The sequence below is a fragment of the Halomonas caseinilytica genome (genome assembly GCF_001662285.1).
Classification (GTDB): domain Bacteria; phylum Pseudomonadota; class Gammaproteobacteria; order Pseudomonadales; family Halomonadaceae; genus Halomonas; species Halomonas caseinilytica.
In genome coordinates this window covers 16,296-31,109 of record NZ_BDEO01000016.1, presented here as the reverse complement: position 1 = coordinate 31,109, position 14,814 = coordinate 16,296, and the positions used below count along the sequence as shown (strand labels likewise).

General features: G+C 63.1%; 18 protein-coding genes. 10 read left to right on the top strand and 8 right to left on the bottom strand.

Features of this window, described 5'->3' with window-relative positions:
• The 4 genes from HSDC_RS15275 to HSDC_RS15265 all read left to right on the top strand — a co-directional run bounded on the left by HSDC_RS15275 (window position 1) and on the right by HSDC_RS15265 (window position 4,185).
• Complete coding sequence (locus HSDC_RS15275) at window positions 1-387, top strand: hypothetical protein (protein ID WP_064700817.1); 387 nt, start codon at window positions 1-3, stop codon at window positions 385-387.
• Between the two features lie 10 nt (window positions 388-397).
• A complete protein-coding gene (locus tag HSDC_RS15270) occupies window positions 398-3,088 on the top strand; it encodes a host specificity factor TipJ family phage tail protein (protein ID WP_064700816.1) in 2,691 nt (896 codons plus the stop codon).
• Between the two features lie 154 nt (window positions 3,089-3,242).
• Window positions 3,243-3,443, top strand: a complete 201-nt coding sequence (locus HSDC_RS17110; RefSeq protein ID WP_073292260.1) for a Com family DNA-binding transcriptional regulator — start codon at window positions 3,243-3,245, stop codon at window positions 3,441-3,443.
• Window positions 3,394-4,185, top strand: a complete 792-nt coding sequence (locus HSDC_RS15265; RefSeq protein WP_064700815.1) for a DNA adenine methylase — start codon at window positions 3,394-3,396, stop codon at window positions 4,183-4,185. The genes HSDC_RS17110 and HSDC_RS15265 overlap by 50 nt, the downstream gene beginning before the upstream one ends.
• Window positions 4,186-4,352: 167 nt before the next feature.
• Here HSDC_RS15265 and HSDC_RS16780 read toward each other — a convergent pair whose 3' ends face one another.
• Entirely contained in the window at window positions 4,353-4,853 is a 501-nt protein-coding gene (locus HSDC_RS16780; RefSeq protein ID WP_137055350.1) for a hypothetical protein, read from the bottom strand.
• A 43-nt stretch (window positions 4,854-4,896) separates the two neighbouring features.
• Between HSDC_RS16780 and HSDC_RS15260 the strand changes: the two genes are divergently transcribed.
• Window positions 4,897-5,556, top strand: coding sequence for an SOS response-associated peptidase (locus HSDC_RS15260; RefSeq protein ID WP_064700814.1), 660 nt, complete (start codon window positions 4,897-4,899; stop codon window positions 5,554-5,556).
• Here HSDC_RS15260 and HSDC_RS15255 read toward each other — a convergent pair.
• The 6 genes from HSDC_RS15255 to HSDC_RS15235 form a co-directional block, all read right to left on the bottom strand.
• Window positions 5,546-6,820: a Y-family DNA polymerase gene (locus HSDC_RS15255; RefSeq protein ID WP_064700813.1), complete on the bottom strand. Its 1,275-nt coding sequence runs from the start codon at window positions 6,818-6,820 to the stop codon at window positions 5,546-5,548. The genes HSDC_RS15260 and HSDC_RS15255 overlap by 11 nt on opposite strands.
• The gene (locus HSDC_RS15250) at window positions 6,817-7,266 is read right to left on the bottom strand and encodes a LexA family protein (protein ID WP_064700812.1); all 450 of its coding nucleotides are present in this window, start codon (window positions 7,264-7,266) and stop codon (window positions 6,817-6,819) included. The genes HSDC_RS15255 and HSDC_RS15250 overlap by 4 nt, the downstream gene beginning before the upstream one ends.
• On the bottom strand, window positions 7,263-7,517 hold the full coding sequence (locus HSDC_RS15245; protein ID WP_064700811.1) for a DUF1654 domain-containing protein: 255 nt from the start codon (window positions 7,515-7,517) through the stop codon (window positions 7,263-7,265). Before HSDC_RS15245 ends, HSDC_RS15250 begins: the two co-directional genes overlap by 4 nt.
• Window positions 7,518-7,594: 77 nt before the next feature.
• Window positions 7,595-8,023, bottom strand: coding sequence for a hypothetical protein (locus HSDC_RS16920; protein WP_219810288.1), 429 nt, complete (start codon window positions 8,021-8,023; stop codon window positions 7,595-7,597).
• A 202-nt stretch (window positions 8,024-8,225) separates the two neighbouring features.
• Entirely contained in the window at window positions 8,226-8,432 is a 207-nt protein-coding gene (locus tag HSDC_RS15240; protein ID WP_064700810.1) for a hypothetical protein, read from the bottom strand.
• The gene (locus HSDC_RS15235; protein ID WP_064700809.1) at window positions 8,429-8,887 is read right to left on the bottom strand and encodes an AcrIF11 family anti-CRISPR ADP-ribosyltransferase; all 459 of its coding nucleotides are present in this window, start codon (window positions 8,885-8,887) and stop codon (window positions 8,429-8,431) included. The genes HSDC_RS15240 and HSDC_RS15235 overlap by 4 nt, the downstream gene beginning before the upstream one ends.
• A gap of 391 nt (window positions 8,888-9,278) precedes the next feature.
• On the opposite strand from HSDC_RS15235, the gene HSDC_RS15230 reads away from it, so the two are divergent.
• The 5 genes from HSDC_RS15230 (at window position 9,279) to leuA (ending at window position 13,619) form a co-directional block, all read left to right on the top strand.
• Complete coding sequence (locus HSDC_RS15230; protein WP_064700808.1) at window positions 9,279-10,139, top strand: ion transporter; 861 nt, start codon at window positions 9,279-9,281, stop codon at window positions 10,137-10,139.
• Between the two features lie 90 nt (window positions 10,140-10,229).
• Window positions 10,230-11,255 carry a M4 family metallopeptidase gene (locus tag HSDC_RS15225; RefSeq protein WP_064700807.1) on the top strand — a complete coding sequence of 342 codons (1,026 nt, stop codon included), beginning with the start codon at window positions 10,230-10,232 and terminating at the stop codon, window positions 11,253-11,255.
• Window positions 11,252-11,608, top strand: a complete 357-nt coding sequence (locus tag HSDC_RS15220; protein WP_069383402.1) for a protealysin inhibitor emfourin — start codon at window positions 11,252-11,254, stop codon at window positions 11,606-11,608. Before HSDC_RS15225 ends, HSDC_RS15220 begins: the two co-directional genes overlap by 4 nt.
• Window positions 11,609-11,755: 147 nt before the next feature.
• A complete protein-coding gene (locus HSDC_RS16890; protein WP_170825699.1) occupies window positions 11,756-11,926 on the top strand; it encodes a hypothetical protein in 171 nt (56 codons plus the stop codon).
• Complete coding sequence (leuA, locus tag HSDC_RS15215; RefSeq protein WP_064700805.1) at window positions 11,913-13,619, top strand: 2-isopropylmalate synthase; 1,707 nt, start codon at window positions 11,913-11,915, stop codon at window positions 13,617-13,619. Before HSDC_RS16890 ends, leuA begins: the two co-directional genes overlap by 14 nt.
• 66 nt (window positions 13,620-13,685) lie before the next feature.
• On the opposite strand, the gene epmB is transcribed toward leuA, so the two are convergent.
• Entirely contained in the window at window positions 13,686-14,711 is a 1,026-nt protein-coding gene (gene epmB / locus HSDC_RS15210; protein WP_064700804.1) for an EF-P beta-lysylation protein EpmB, read from the bottom strand.
• Window positions 14,712-14,814: the final 103 nt, after the last annotated feature.

Here is a 14,814-nt window from a genome sequence, read left to right as displayed (position 1 = left end):
ATGCATCCCCTGCAACGCTACATGCAGACCCGCTACGAGTACGGCGGGCGAGGCCCCGATGCGTATGACTGCTACGGCCTGGTCCGCGCGGTGCGCGCCGAGATCTTCGGCCTGCCGTGGATGCCGCATTACCGGTTCGCGGGTGACGACGACAAGCGGGCGATGACCCTCGCCGCGCGCCACGCCAATCGCCACCTTACCCCCGGACCACCGGAACCAGGGGCCATCGCCGAATGCTGGCGCGGTGAGCTGTGCACCCATGTTGCCGTGGTCGTCGAGCTCGACGGTCGGCTGGCCGTGCTCGAGACCGACAAGGGCTCCGGCCCGCGTTGGGATTACCTCGAGGATTTCGAGGCCTGTCACCTCCGCGTGATCTACTACCACTGATGGACCTGATATGGCACTGATTCGCCTCTACCCGTCGACGCTCCCCGGGGCGCCGATCCGTGAGCAGCAGGTCACGGGCATGACGCTGGACGCCTGGCTGCGCGAGAGTTCGCCGAGCTATCGGCGTTACGACCGGGATCACCATCCCCTGATCGCCGCCGTCAACGATCGGCTGGTGCCGCCGGCACAATGGGACGAGGTCTGGCTGGGCGCGGACACCACCGTCGAACTGCGCCCGCAGCCTGCCGGTGGGCCGGAATTGATCGCCGCCGTGGTGGCCGCAGTCGTGTCCGCGGCGGCGGCACTGATGCTCACCCCGTCACTGCCGAGCCAACGCAACAGCTCGACGAAGGGTAGCAAGCTGCTCGAGGTGTCCGCCGAGGGCAACCAGGTGCGGCTGGGGGATCTGATCCCCGACATCGCCGGGCGCGTCAAGGCCAACCCGGACTACATCGCCGCGACCCGGCGGTATTTCATCGAGCCCAAGAAACAGGCCCTGGACATGCTGTTGTGCGTGGGCCTGGGCGAGCACGACATTCAGCCGGATGACATCAAGATCGGCGCGACCCCGGTGACCTCGCTGGGTACGTCAGTGGATCTCAGCGTGTTCGGCCCGGGCGAGGACGTGACCGGCCACGTCGCCCACCAGAACTGGTACAACGCCCCCGAAGTAGGGCCCAGCACGAGTGGCAGCGGCCTGCGCCTCAAGAGCTCTCGGGACCTCCAGAAAACCTGGACCGGCACGCATACGTTCGACGGCACCTCGATCACCACGCCGGAGGGCCCGCCGGATAGCTGGGCGGTGGGGACGCAGTTGACCATCGAGCTGCCCATCGATTTCGACGTGACCGGCGGCGGCAGCGAGCCGAATGTGTTTCATGGCCCGTTCGCGCATTTCGAGCCCGAGGTCGGTGCAATCATCTATATCCACCAGCCCGGCGACGAGTCCGGTACCGGGCTGCGCGTCACGTCCTACACAGCAGGCAGTCCGGACCAGATGACGCTCGAGGATGGCCTGACCAACGAGCCGATCTCGGACTGGTCACCAGGCAGCTACAACCGCGTCATTCGCCGCCCCAACTACGCCGATCCCCGCGCACTGCATGTCATCGAGTCGATCGACTCGGACGGCGTCACGGTGCGCTACGAGATCGATGGCACGCCGGTCAGCAACTGGGCCGGGTTCCCGGTGGTGACCACGGGTAGCGCCCTGGTCGAGGTGGACGATCAGGAGTACACCGGGATCTGGTCGAGCATTTTCCTGGCCTGCCCGGAGGGCGAGACGACCGACACCCTGGAATTCGACCTCTATGCGCCCCAGGGCTTGGGTCACATCGACGGCAGCGACGTGGATCGCGTGCAACGCACGATCGAGTTCCGCTACCGCGAGCAGGGCACCACGACCTGGACGACAGTGAGCCGGACCGTCGAGGGCGCGACCCGCGATCAGCTCGGCTGGACATTCCGCGAGTCGATTCCGGCGATGACGCCCGAGGTGCAGATGCGCCGCGTCAGCGCGGAAAGCAACGCCACCGATGATATGGACCGGCTCGAGTGGTACGGCCTGCGTTCGCGCCACCCGCATGCCACCAGTTACCCGGGCGTGACCGTGATCGCGCTGACCATCACCGGCAGTGACACCATCGCCAGCCAGACCGAGAACCAGGTCGCGGCGTGGGTGACCCGCAAGTTGCCGCTACGCGAAAACGGGGCCTGGACCGCGCCGCAGCCGACGCGATCGCCGGCGGCGTATGCCATGCATGTGGCCAAAGCGGTGGGCTACACCGACGACAAGCTGCACCTGAGCGAATTCGAGCGCCTGGCGGACCTCTGGGAGAGCCGGGGCGATACCTACAACGCGATGCATCGTGACGACTCGACGGTCAAGGAGGTCATCAACGCGGCGCTCCGCGTCGGGTTCGCCGAGCTGACCATTGACCGGGGCCGGATCCGCCCCGTGCGCGACGAGCCGCGTGGCAACCTGCCGCTTCACGGCTACAGTGCCCAGACCATGATCGGTTCACTGGGCCGGCAGACGTCGATGCCGAAACCCGACGACAACGATGGCATTGATGTCACGTACATCGACGAGGGCACCTGGACCGAAGCGACGGTGCCATGCCGCCTGCAGGGCGACCAGGGGATCCGGACGAAGAAGGTGAAGTTCGATGCGGCGATGACCCGGACCCAGGCCTGGCGCCTGGGGATGCGCGAGCGGGCCCGTCTGGAATATCGGCGGACGCGATTCCAGTTCCAGACCGAGCTGGCGGGACTCAATTCAAGCTACATGAGCCGCTGTGCGATCGCCACGGATGTGCCCGGCTATGGGCAGAGCGCCTGGGTGAAGGTGGCCAGGCTGGACGAGCTGGCCGGCACGGTGACGCTGGAGGTGAGCGAGGAATTCGACTGGGTGGACGGCGCGTCGCACGTGATCGCGTGGCGCGAACCGAACGGCAAGCTCACGTCGCCGTTCCCTGCACAGCCAGGCGCGACACCGTTCGAGGTGGTGGCCACCACCACCCAGATGCCGACCGTCCGTGACGACATGGAGCCGCCGTTCGTGCATTTCGGGACGACCGAGAACTGGTCATGGCAGGCCCTGGTGAGGGAGGTCTCACCGGAGGGCAATAAGGTCAGTATCTCGGCCGTGATCGATGACCCGCGTGTCTACGAGCACGACGACGCCACACCGCCGGCGTAACGGCGGAGGAAAGAGGAGCGACCGCCCAGGGTGTTAGGGGCACCCGGGGCGGCCACCAACCTGCAGCCATAGCCTGCAAGCCGGCCAAGGCTCCCCACCTCGCGCGAGGCGGGCACGAGTCTAGGCCATCGAATCTCTCAAGAGAAGGCTTGCGATGGCTCTACGCGACATTCGCTGCGCTCGGTGCACCAAGAAACTGGCCCGAGCCAGCATCTACGACATCATCGAAATCAAGTGCCCGCGATGCGGGCACCTCAACCGCAAGAGAGCCACGAGCTCCGAACCGATCCACAAGGAGCGTACTCGTGGCCAACCCGATCATTCCGTGGATGGGCGGCAAGCGCCGCCTGGCTGATCGCATCTATCCTCTCATGCCGGACCATCGCTGCTATGTCGAGCCGTTCGCCGGTGGGGCAGCGCTGTTCTTCCTCCGCCAGGTGCCGGCCGAGGTGGAGGTCCTCAACGACGTCAACGGCGACCTGGTCAATCTGTACCGGGTCGTGCAGAACCACCTCGAGGAGTTTGTCCGGCAGTTCAAGTGGGCGTTATCCAGTCGACAGATCTTCGAGTGGCAGAAGATGACCCGGCCGGAGACGCTGACCGACATCCAGCGTGCAGCCAGGTTCTACTACCTGCAGCAGCTGTCCTTTGGTTCGCGAGTGGAAGGGCAGTCGTTCGGTACGGCCACCACCACGCCGCCGGGGCTCAACCTATTGCGACTTGAGGAGACGCTATCGGCTGCCCACCTGCGCCTAGCCAGCACCTTCATTGAGCACCTGACCTGGCAGGAGTGCGTGCGCCGGTATGACCGGCCTCATACGCTGTTCTACATGGACCCGCCGTACTGGCAGACCGAGGGCTATGGCGTGGAGTTTGGCCTCGAGCAGTACGAGGAAATGGCCGAGCTCCTGGGCAAGCTCAAGGGCAAGGCCATCATCTCGCTCAACGATCATCCTGACATCCGCCGGATCTTCGCCGACTACCACATCGAGATTACCGACATCCGCTACACGGTGGGTGGTGGCAAAGGGGCGGAGGCCCGCGAGGTGCTGATCTTCAGCTGGGACGTGGCCGAGCAGCCGGCGGGGCTGTTCTAGACGTGCGAGGGATCTCGCACATGCTAGGTCTGAATTGTCGTATAGCAGCCCACCGAAGGTGGGCTATGCTCGGAGTGGGTGGCGCCTACGGCCCGCGACTGCATGCAAGTCGCCGCAGGATTCGGCTATTGCGTCACTCTCGAACCTTTTGGCTACTTGGATTCAAGTTAATCACTGAGAACCTTGTCGATGAGATCCCATCTATTCTCATATTCTGAGATATTCCAGAAAGTTGGGGAAGCATTATTCTCAACTGCCACAGCTCGCACGGAGCTGTCTTTGCGCTGATGACCGTTTTTTCCCGGTGAGGAAAGCCATGCTTGGTGGCGATCAAATACATTCTTCGCCATTTCATTGCATGGCACTATGTAGTACCTGAATGGTCGCTCTGACCCCGGCGTAGGTATCCCGGCGATCACCCAGAAAAATCGTTCGCCATACGGACGCTCAGCCTTTTTCCCTACGCTGCAGGTTTTATTTCCAGGAACGAAAGTCTTGACCTGTATGTGAGCAAAACGGGTGCCATCCCGATTACTGCACAGCACGTCGGTATTAGGCGTATTGCCCAATGTGACGACTGCAGCGTATCCCCTGCGACAAAGCTCGCCAGCGACAAAGAACTGGCTCGCGTTTCCTCTATGGCTTTTGTCCCTTGCAGAAGAGTTCATAAGGCATCCAGTAGCTTTTGTCTGTAGCGGCTATGCTACAGGCATGTGTGGAAGATTCGCCATCTACTCCCAGCCGCCGGAGCTCTCCCGTCGTCTCGGGTTGCCTGAGCCCGACGCTGGCTGGGCGGCTCGCTACAACGTCACGCCGGGCACGTGGATTCCCGGCGCGTATCGACCTGACTCGGAGAGTGACTTGGCCCTGGGGCAGCTCTGGTGGGGGTATCGACCGCATTGGGCCACCGGAAAAGCGCCCGAGCCCATCAACGCCAAGGTCGAGGGCGTAGCTACCAGCCGCTACTTCAAAGGCGCATTTGCTCGCCACCGCTGCCTGATTCCTGCCGATGGCTGGTATGAATGGCTGGCGGGGCCGGACGGCAAGCAGCCGCACTTCATCTGTCGCGAGGATCGCGAGATTCTGTGGCTGGCCGGTATCTGGTCAGAGAGGGCGGACGGCGCGCCTGGCTGTGCGATTCTCACCGAACCTGCCAGGGGCCTGGCTGCCGAGGTGCATGATCGCATGCCGCTGGCGCTGGATGACGACAGCATCGAACCCTGGCTCGATCCCGATCTCACGGATCGAGAGACGATTCGGCATGTAGTCCGGCACGTCCAGGCCGACGCCATCACCCACTGGCCAGTTAGCACGCGGGTCAATCGCCCGGGCAATGATGATGCGACATTGCTGGAGCCGGTCACACCCTGACGTTTGGCAGCTCATCCCACCTGGTTGTGTAGCGTGGCGTTCGGTGCTGGCAGCGCAGGTGCCATGCAGCGTTGGGCCGCGACACGCCGACGGTGACGGTGCCCCTGCCGTGCTCGCGATTCAGGCGGTCCAGGGTGGCCATCAGGTTATCCCGTCGCTGGCGCTGGTCGTCATCCTCCGGCGGGGCCATCAGGTCCAGCTGTTCCGTCCCTTTGTCGCACAGGTCCATCAGCATCACTCCCGCCTTCTGGTACCGGTATTCCTCCCGGTAGACCGCCTCGAGCCCACGTGTGGCTGCCTGCACGATCACTCGGCTGTCGTCCGTCGCGCTCGGCAGGGCCACGACGACGGCGTCCTTGTGCTGAGGCAGATCGTCTCTGAATGGATTGGTTCGCAAGAACACCATGACCGCCCGCGCCAGGCTTCCCTGCCTGCGTAGCTTCTCCGCGCCTCGGGAGGCATGGGTCCGCACCGCCTCACGCAGGTCACCCAGGTTGCCGGTCAGCCGACCGAAACTGCGGCTCGTCATGATCTCCCGTTTCGGGGTGCTCATGTCGTCGAGCTCGATACAGTCACGTCCCCGCAGCTCCCACACGATCCTCTCCATCACGACCGATGTTCTCCCCCGTATCCGCTTCGGGTCGGTCGCCCGCAGGTCCCACGCCGTCTCGATGCCCATCTCGTAGAGCCGGATAGCCATCCGCCCGGCGACGCCCCATACCTCTGTCACGGGCAACTGCTGCAGCAATGCCCGTGTGTGCGGTGCGTCAGGCGGTAGGGTGGCCACACCCTCGGCCCCGGGCGATTTCTTGGCGACGTGGTTGGCCAGCTTGGCCAGCACTTTGCTCGAGCTGAGGCCGACACTCACCGGGATGCCGGTGTCACGGTAGACCTGCTGGCGCATGGCCCGGCACCGCTCCTCGAGCGTGTCCTCCGGGAAACCATGGAACCCCAGGAACGACTCATCAATCGAGTAGACCTCGACGTCCGGCGTGTGCTGCCCATAGACGGCCGTCACGCGCCGGCTCATATCGCCGTACAGTGCATAGTTGCTTGATAGCAGGGTGCACTGGCGCCGGGCCGCTGGCGGGATCTCGTGCGCGGGCTGACCCATGCCGACGCCCAGGTCCTTGATCTCTTGCGACCTGGCGACGACACAGCCATCGTTGTTCGACAGCACGCCGACCGGGCGGCCGCGCAGCCGCGGATCGAAGACACGCTCGCAGCTGACGTAGAAATTGTTGCAGTCGGCGAGGGCGATCACCGTCCGACTCCTGGCGCCAGGGCATGCACGTTGTGCGTCACCACGCCCCAGACCTCGCAGTCGTGCCCGTCCAGGGGCAGGGGAGGGAACGCATCGTTTGCCGCCAGCAGATAGGGGCGGTTGCCAATCAGGCCGTAGCGTTTGCACGTCAGCTCGCCGTCGACGCTGGCGATCAGCACCGCCCCGGGGCGTGGCTCGAGCGAGCGATCGACGATCAGCAGGTCGCCATCGTAGATGCCCTGGCCCTGCATGCTGTCGCCCTTGGCGCGCAAGTAGTAGGTCGAGCTGGGATGCGGGATCAGGTGGGCGACCAGGTCGAGCTCGCCCTCGAGGTAGTCATCGGCGGGCGAGGGGAACCCCGCCCGGACCTCGCCGGCGGCCAACGGCAGGGGCGTGGCCGGTGCCGATTCATCGACCCGGCCCACGATCTCGAGGTGCAGGGTCATGATACGGCCTCCTCCGGGTTCCAGCGCAGCCGGATCTGCCCGTCCTCCAGCGGGATCATCGTCAGTTCCTCGACGGTCTCCAGTTCCTCGATCAGACGCTCCCAATCGTCCTCGCGCTCGTCGTCCTGCCGGGCGATCACCGTGGTTTTCTCGGACTGCGCCGCCGGCGCGTTGATCTGTCGCTGGATGCGCATGCCCAGCAGCTCGTAGGAGGAGGGCGGCTGGGGCTTGGATTGGCGCTTCTTGGCCATGAGATAGTCTCCCTGTCGATAACTGTGTATATATACAGTATCAGCAGAGAGGGCGGGGATGGCAAATGGTCGTGTGATCAGTCGTTGTTCTTATACCGTCGATTGCGTTCTTCTCGAGCACTGACAAAGATGCGTTGGTACTCATCATCGCTTAGCGCATGATACCAAGCCCGCTGTTTTCTGAGGTGTTTGGCATATGCGTCTGGGTCAGATCGGATGCGTTCAAGACGGCGTTGCTCTGCTTGCCTGGCGCGCATGCGGTACTTGCCACGAAGCGCAGGATCAGCAAGCTGTCGCTCGCGCCAAGCGCGGACAGCTCGACGTCGGGTCTTACGCACTGACTCGGCAAGATCGGGATCGGCGGCCATGGCGGCATCGAGGCGCCGCAGGTAATCGGCGCGTTTCGCTTTGAAGTCGTCAGTGTTCTTGATCTGCGCGTATCGCTCACGCTCCCGGCGAGCCGCACGCGCCGAGCGGCATGCTTCGGAGCATGTCTTAGCCGGCATCCGGCCCTTGTGAGGGATGATCGCGCCGCACTCCTCGCAGGGTGAGCCCAGGCACCAGGGGCACGCCTTGGGCCCACGGTATGACGGCTTCGTGATTGCCCGGGGGTAGCTACCCTTTCGGCCGCAGTCGCAGCGGCATTGCAATTGTGCGCCACCATGGTCGGCGATGATGGTCAGCCTGCCAAACGTTTGGCCTGTGCGGTCAGTTTTCGCCACCTTGGATCACCTGCTCAAGCATCACTTGCACAGCATATGACATCGTCTTCTGCCCCTTGCCAAGCAACTGGATGTAGATGCGGGATACGTCGAGCCGCTCGGCAAGCTCCTTCTGTGTCCCAGTAACGGCGAGGGCGCGACTAACCAACTCAGGCGCTAGGTCAGGATTGTAGTACTTTCGAGCGTCGATCATGCGACCTCCAGGTCGGCTTCGCGGCCTTTCATGTTGATGAGATAAGCAGTGCCCTGCTCGTCTTCCATCTCGACGCCGCGATAACCGAGGATAACGGCAGCTTCGCCGGCGATGCGCTGGATGTCCCAAGAGGCTTCAGCGAGGTCTTCCGGCTCGATGTCGCAGTCGATGCTGTGAACGTCCTCGTTCTGAGCGATCAGCTCCTCGGCGGTGTCTTCGTCGCAACCGGTCAGATCCATGACAGCTTGCACCAGGCCGTCCAGTTTCTCGGCATCGTCGTGGTAGAAGAGTTGGCCAGCTTCGATGATGTCGTCTTCGTCGATCTCGATGCTGTAGGTGACATGCTCACCGGCGGTCATCACGTATTCGTCTTCGGAGAAGAACAGAAACTCGCCGAAGCGGCCAAAGCTGTTGATCTCGGTGATTTCGCTGGGGCTGGTGTGAAGCAGTTGCATGGCGCCGTCTCCTCATCTGTTGAATTCAGTTTATGATAACTGAGTTATCATGTCAAATGCGGCAGGGCCAATGAATGCGGTGGACCCATGCCCGACGATGCTCCCCACCTGACGGCGCGAGCGTGAGACAGTCGGCGAATCGTGAGACAGCGGGACGGGTAGGGTGCTGATCGGGAAGGGGAGGCGAGCCGGGTGTGACTCTACCATTGAGCTACAGCTGCAGGTCGGTGGGTGCCTGTCGGCTCATGGTATTATTGCGCCGGCCGCGATGCTGGTTTGTACGTCGAATTGTACGCATGGCGTCGCCTCGCTCGGCTACCGTCAATTTTTGTCAACTGGTGCGATGTAATATATTCCTCTATTTTCAGTATGTTATGGGAATCTTTGAAAGATGAGCGCTTCTATCCTTACCTGGCGCGACCGCTTCGAACGCATCCGCGCCAACAAGTTCTTCGAGGCGGTGGTCATTGCCATCATCGTCGTGTCGGCCTTGCTGATCGGCGCCAAGACCTACGAGGAAACCAGCCGCTTTCACTATTGGCTACTGGCAATGGACATGGCGGTCACGGTGTTCTTCCTCGTGGAAATCCTGATTCGCATGGCGGCGGAGAAACGCCTACGTGACTTCTTCAAACAGGGCTGGAATGTCTTCGACTTCCTGATCGTCACGGCAAGCCTGATCCCGATGGGCGAGTCGGACATGGTCCTGCTGGCGCGATTGCTGCGGATCTTCCGGGTCTTGCGACTGGTCTCGATGATTCCCGAACTGCGCATGTTGATGGCCGCGCTGGTCAAGTCGATTCCGCGGATGGGTTATGTGGCGTTGTTGATGTTCATCATCTTCTATATTTACGCCGCGATCGGCAGTTTTCTTTTTGCTGATGTCGATGATTATCTCTGGGGCAACATCGCCGTTGCCATGCTGACGTTGTTTCGCATTGCGACCTTCGAGGACTGGACCGATATCATGTATGCCACCCAGGAAGATTTCGCCTGGAGCTGGCTGTATTACCTGACCTTCATTTTCCTCACTGCCTTCATTTTCCTGAACATGATGATCGGTATCGTGCTGGATGTGATGCAGAAGGAAAGCATGGCGATCGAGCTGGAAAGCGGCGAGGGCGAAGCGGCCGAAATACAGGGCCTGCGTGGCGACGTGCGTGAATTGCACGAGCAGGTGGCGAGGCTGGAGACCCTGTTGATTCAGCAGCATGGGGAGGCGTCATCCAGAAAACTGGCAGACTCGTCCTGACGAGCCATGGAACGAAACCGGCCCGGTGGACCTCCAAAAGGGAAGTGATCGAGGCCGGATGGAACGCCAAGGAGGATGTGAGTGAGGACTATGTCGATTCGCCCTTTTTTGCCCCCCTACCTGCTTGAGCGCATTGCGGGTTCGCGCAATGCCAGACAGCGTGATCGTGCCTACCGAACGCTTCATGACGATCAGGGGTTCCGTGCCCGGGCCGGTGCTGCCGAGCTGCCGGAAGGCAGCGCTCGACGCGGCGAGCCCGTGCGCCATGTCCATTCCGCCGGTCATACCCGCGAGCTGCCGGGCGAGCGGGTGCGCAGCGAGGGGGAAGAGGCCAGCGGTGATCCCGCCGTGGACGAGGCCTATCAGGGCCTGGGAGCGACCTACGCACTGTACTGGGAGGCCTTCCAGCGCCATTCCCTGGACGATCGGGGCATGGCGTTGCTGGCCACCGTGCATTACGGCGAGGATTACGAGAATGCCTTCTGGGATGGCCGGCAGATGGTCTTCGGCGATGGAGACGGCGAGCTCTTCAATCGTTTCACCATCGCACTGGACATCATTGCGCACGAGCTGACGCATGGCGTGATCCAGCACGAGGCTGCGCTGGTCTACGCGGATCAGGCCGGTGCTCTCAATGAATCCCTGGCGGATGTCTTCGGCAGCCTCGTCAAGCAGCATCGGTTGGGACAGGATGTCGAGAGCGCCGACTGGCTGATCGGCGCCGGTCTGTTCACGGATCGGGTCGAGGGGCAGGCGCTGCGCTCCATGGCAGCACCGGGTACCGCCTACGACGATCCGCTCCTGGGCCGTGATCCGCAGCCGGGGCACATGCGGGATTTCGTCGAGACCCAGGACGACAATGGCGGGGTGCACATCAACTCGGGGATCCCCAATCGTGCCTTCCATCATGTTGCCATGGCGTTAGGCGGGCATGCCTGGGAAGAAGCGGGGCAGGTCTGGTACGACACTCTCGTCGACGAGCGCCTGGCCCGGAACAGTGACTTTGTGGCCTTCGCCGAGCTGACCCTGGACAATGCCGGCCGGCGTTTCGGGACCGACGGCGAGGTGAGGCGTGCCGTCCACGAGGCCTGGCGGGCGGTGGGAGTGCTGTCGTGAATGCTGACGATGGGGCACCGCGCCTGACTCGAGCTAGTGTGCTGCGGCTGAGTCGTGAGGGTGGCGTGGCGCACATGCCGGGATTGGCCCGGCCGCGTCGGATCCGTTGCGATCGCTGCAGCGAGGCGCAGCGTGCCGAGCTGCAGGCCTTGCTGGACGAGGCGGCGAGATATGGAGAGCGTCAGGTACCGGGAGCCGACCGGCGGTTGCTGCACCTTGGGGTAGAGGACGGGAGCGAGACGCCGGTCTGGAGCCTGACGGTCGCCGAGGACTCCGTATCCGACAGCTTGCTGCGCTGGTGGCGACTCGCCCTCAGCGAGCCTTTTTCGGCGGATGAAAGTGGCCCCGCTTGACACGGGCCACGAGTCCTGATTTTCTAGAGTCATGAACACGACATCGTACAACCTCGTTCTCGACCTACGACTACTAGCCCGCCGCTGAGCGCGCCGGGCGACGGCGCTTGCGTCGCCCATTCGTAACGTCGACAACGAGGTTGTTCCATGTCCACCGCCATCATTTCCACCGACATCGCCATTTCCTGCGACGCCATCGTCCGTCGATCTGAAATGCGTTTCGACTTTCTCGGCGCCCCGCTTGCCATCCGGCAGGCGGGGCGTTGTCGTTTGTATCCGTCACTGCCCCAGGGAGAATGCCGCCATGATGCTCGATAACCCCTCCACCAAGTACCGCCCCTTCGTGGCCGTCGACCTGCCGGATCGGCAGTGGCCGAGCCGACGCATCGAGCAGCCGCCCCAGTGGTGTGCCGTCGACCTGCGTGACGGCAACCAGGCGCTGATCGATCCCATGGACCAGGAGCGCAAGCAGCGCTTCTTCGATCTGCTGGTGAAGATCGGCTTCAAGCAGATCGAGGTCGGCTTCCCTTCGGCCTCGCAGACCGACTTCGACTTCGTGCGTTCGCTGATCGAGGACGACAAGGTGCCGGACGATGTCACCATTCAGGTGCTCACCCAGGCGCGCCCGCACCTGATCGATCGGACCTTCGAGGCGTTGAAGGGCGCCAAGAAGGCCATCGTCCACGTCTACAATGCCACGGACCCGGTCTTCCGTCGGGTAGTGTTCAACGTCGACAAGGCCGAGTGTATCCAGATCGCCGTGGATGCCACCACTCGCATCCGCGAGCACATGGCGGCGGCACCGGAGACCCGTTGGACCTTCCAGTATTCGCCGGAGCTGTTCTCCACCACCGAGATGGACTTCGCGGTGGAGATCGTCGACAAGGTGAGCGAGACGTTCGGCCCCACTGCCGAGGCGCCGATGATCGTCAACCTGCCGGCCACCGTGGAGTGCGCCACGCCCAACAACTATGCCGACCAGATCGAGTGGTTCTGTCGCCACGTCGCGCGTCGCGACTGCCTGGTCGTCAGCGTGCATCCGCACAACGATCGCGGCACCGGCGTGGCTGCCGCCGAGCTGGCAGTCATGGCCGGTGCCGACCGGGTCGAGGGTTGCCTGTTCGGCAATGGCGAGCGCACCGGTAACGTCGATCTCGTCACCCTGGCCATGAACCTCTATACCCAGGGTGTGCATCCGAAGCTCGACTTCTCCAACATCACGCCGATCATGCGTGAGGTGGAGTACTGCAACCAGCTGCCGGTACACCCGCGCCATCCTTATGTGGGCGACCTGGTGTTCACCGCCTTCTCCGGCTCCCACCAGGACGCCATCAAGAAGGGCATGGCAGCGCGCCGCGAAGATCCGGATGGTGTCTGGGCGGTGCCTTATCTGCCCATCGATCCGATGGATGTGGGCCGTAGCTACGAGGCGGTGATCCGCGTCAACAGCCAGTCCGGCAAGGGCGGCGTGTCCTATCTGCTGGAACAGGAGCACGGCATCGAGCTGCCGCGCCGGCTGTCAATCGAGTTCAGCCAGGTGGTCCAGGAAGTGGCCGATCGGTTGGGCCGCGAGATCACCTCCGAGATGATCTACCAGGCATTCCGCGACGAGTACCTGGAGAAGGATCAGCCTTTCTCCCTGGCCAGCCATCGCATGTCCTCAGAGCCCGACAGCCCGGTGGTGAATCTCGAGGCAACCATCGAGGAGCACGGGGCGCGAAGGACCATCCAGGGAGAGGGCAACGGGCCGCTGGCTGCCTTCATCAAGGCGCTGGCCGCCGAAGGGCATGATGTGGAGATCATCGATTACCACGAGCACTCCCGAGGCCAGGGGGCGGACGCCGAGGCGATCGCCTATGTCGAGGTCAGGATCAATGGCGAGGCCGTGTTTGGTGTTGGTACCGATGAGAGCATTACCAGTGCCTCGATCAAGGGAGTACTGAGTGCCATCAACCGGCAACTTTCTACCGAAGCGCCGGCGCCCAACGTGACGGCCGAGACGCTGGCCTGAGTCTGGCGTTGTGCGCCGCTGGAAAGAGGGAAGAGAATTCTTCCCTCTTTCTTCTCCCTTTCCTCTTCAGAGCGGTGTCTTGCTGGCCTCGCCGGGTATCTCGCGTACCAGTGTCGGCATCAGAAAACCTGGCAGCTCGCGACGCAGGGTGTCGACCAGCATACGCGCTGCAGCGTCGTCGATCTCGAAATGAGCAGCTCCTTCCACTGGATCGAGCACATGGAGGTAGTAGGGCAGCACATCGGCCTCGAAAAGCCGCTCGGAGAGTGCTGCCAGGGTGGGCACGTCGTCGTTGACGCCGGCCAGCAGCACGCTCTGGTTGAGCAGGGTGACCCCGGCGCCGCGTAGCCGGCGGCAGGCATCGATCACCGCTTCGTCGATCTCGTTGGGATGGTTGATGTGCAGCACCACCACCTTTTGCAGACGTGTGCGTCCCAACCAATCGAGCAGGGCCTCGTCGATGCGGTCGGGAATCACCACCGGCAGGCGGGTGTGGATACGCAGGCGCTTGAGATGAGGAATCGCCTCGAGTTGTTCCACCAGCCAGCCGAGTTGTCGATCGCTGGCTGCCAGCGGATCTCCGCCGGAGAGAATGGCCTCGCGAATCGAATCGTCGGCGTGCAGGTAGTCCAGGGTGTTGGCCCACTGGGCACGCGAAGGTGCATTCTCGTCGTAAGGAAAATGCCGGCGAAAGCAATAGCGACAGTTGATCGCACAGGCAGGGCTGGCGATCAGCAACACGCGCCCGGCGTACTTGTGGATCAGGCCACGCTTGGGGGTATGTTCGCGTTCTTCCAGCGGGTCGGTGACGAAGCCCGGTATCGAACGGCTTTCCTCATCCAGAGGCAGCACCTGCCGTAGCAGGGGGTCGTGTGGGTCGCCCGGGCGAATGCGCGCCAGATAGGCCTCGGGTACGCGTACCTCGAACAGCGCATGGCCGGTTGCGGCGCCAGGCCACCAGCGTTCGTCCAGTGCCAGGCGACGACACAGCTCGCGAGGATCACGAATGGCGCCGCTGAGCTGGGCCTGCCAGGCGCCGGGGGAAGGTGTCGGGGCCTGGCGCTGCAAAGGGATAGGGCTTCGGGTTATCATGCGCGACACCAGTCGATACGTGCGAGGGATAGGCCCTCGAGACATGTCTCTTGCTTGTGCGCGCCCTCGACCCCGGTCGGTGGCGCGCTCGAATATGGGTAAA

Bases quoted from the DNA above. Each gene is read 5' to 3' on its own strand.
- HSDC_RS15275 (WP_064700817.1), top strand. From the start codon at position 1: ATGCATCCCCTGCAACGCTACATGCAGACCCGCTACGAGTACGGCGGG.
- HSDC_RS15270 (WP_064700816.1), top strand. From the start codon at position 398: ATGGCACTGATTCGCCTCTACCCGTCGACGCTCCCCGGGGCGCCGATC.
- HSDC_RS17110 (WP_073292260.1), top strand. From the start codon at position 3,243: ATGGCTCTACGCGACATTCGCTGCGCTCGGTGCACCAAGAAACTGGCC.
- HSDC_RS16780 (WP_137055350.1), bottom strand. From the start codon at position 4,853: ATGAACTCTTCTGCAAGGGACAAAAGCCATAGAGGAAACGCGAGCCAG.
- HSDC_RS15260 (WP_064700814.1), top strand. From the start codon at position 4,897: ATGTGTGGAAGATTCGCCATCTACTCCCAGCCGCCGGAGCTCTCCCGT.
- HSDC_RS15250 (WP_064700812.1), bottom strand. From the start codon at position 7,266: ATGACCCTGCACCTCGAGATCGTGGGCCGGGTCGATGAATCGGCACCG.
- HSDC_RS15245 (WP_064700811.1), bottom strand. From the start codon at position 7,517: ATGGCCAAGAAGCGCCAATCCAAGCCCCAGCCGCCCTCCTCCTACGAG.
- HSDC_RS16920 (WP_219810288.1), bottom strand. From the start codon at position 8,023: ATGCCGGCTAAGACATGCTCCGAAGCATGCCGCTCGGCGCGTGCGGCT.
- HSDC_RS15240 (WP_064700810.1), bottom strand. From the start codon at position 8,432: ATGATCGACGCTCGAAAGTACTACAATCCTGACCTAGCGCCTGAGTTG.
- HSDC_RS15235 (WP_064700809.1), bottom strand. From the start codon at position 8,887: ATGCAACTGCTTCACACCAGCCCCAGCGAAATCACCGAGATCAACAGC.
- HSDC_RS15230 (WP_064700808.1), top strand. From the start codon at position 9,279: ATGAGCGCTTCTATCCTTACCTGGCGCGACCGCTTCGAACGCATCCGC.
- HSDC_RS15225 (WP_064700807.1), top strand. From the start codon at position 10,230: ATGTCGATTCGCCCTTTTTTGCCCCCCTACCTGCTTGAGCGCATTGCG.
- HSDC_RS16890 (WP_170825699.1), top strand. From the start codon at position 11,756: ATGTCCACCGCCATCATTTCCACCGACATCGCCATTTCCTGCGACGCC.
- leuA (WP_064700805.1), top strand. From the start codon at position 11,913: ATGATGCTCGATAACCCCTCCACCAAGTACCGCCCCTTCGTGGCCGTC.
- epmB (WP_064700804.1), bottom strand. From the start codon at position 14,711: ATGATAACCCGAAGCCCTATCCCTTTGCAGCGCCAGGCCCCGACACCT.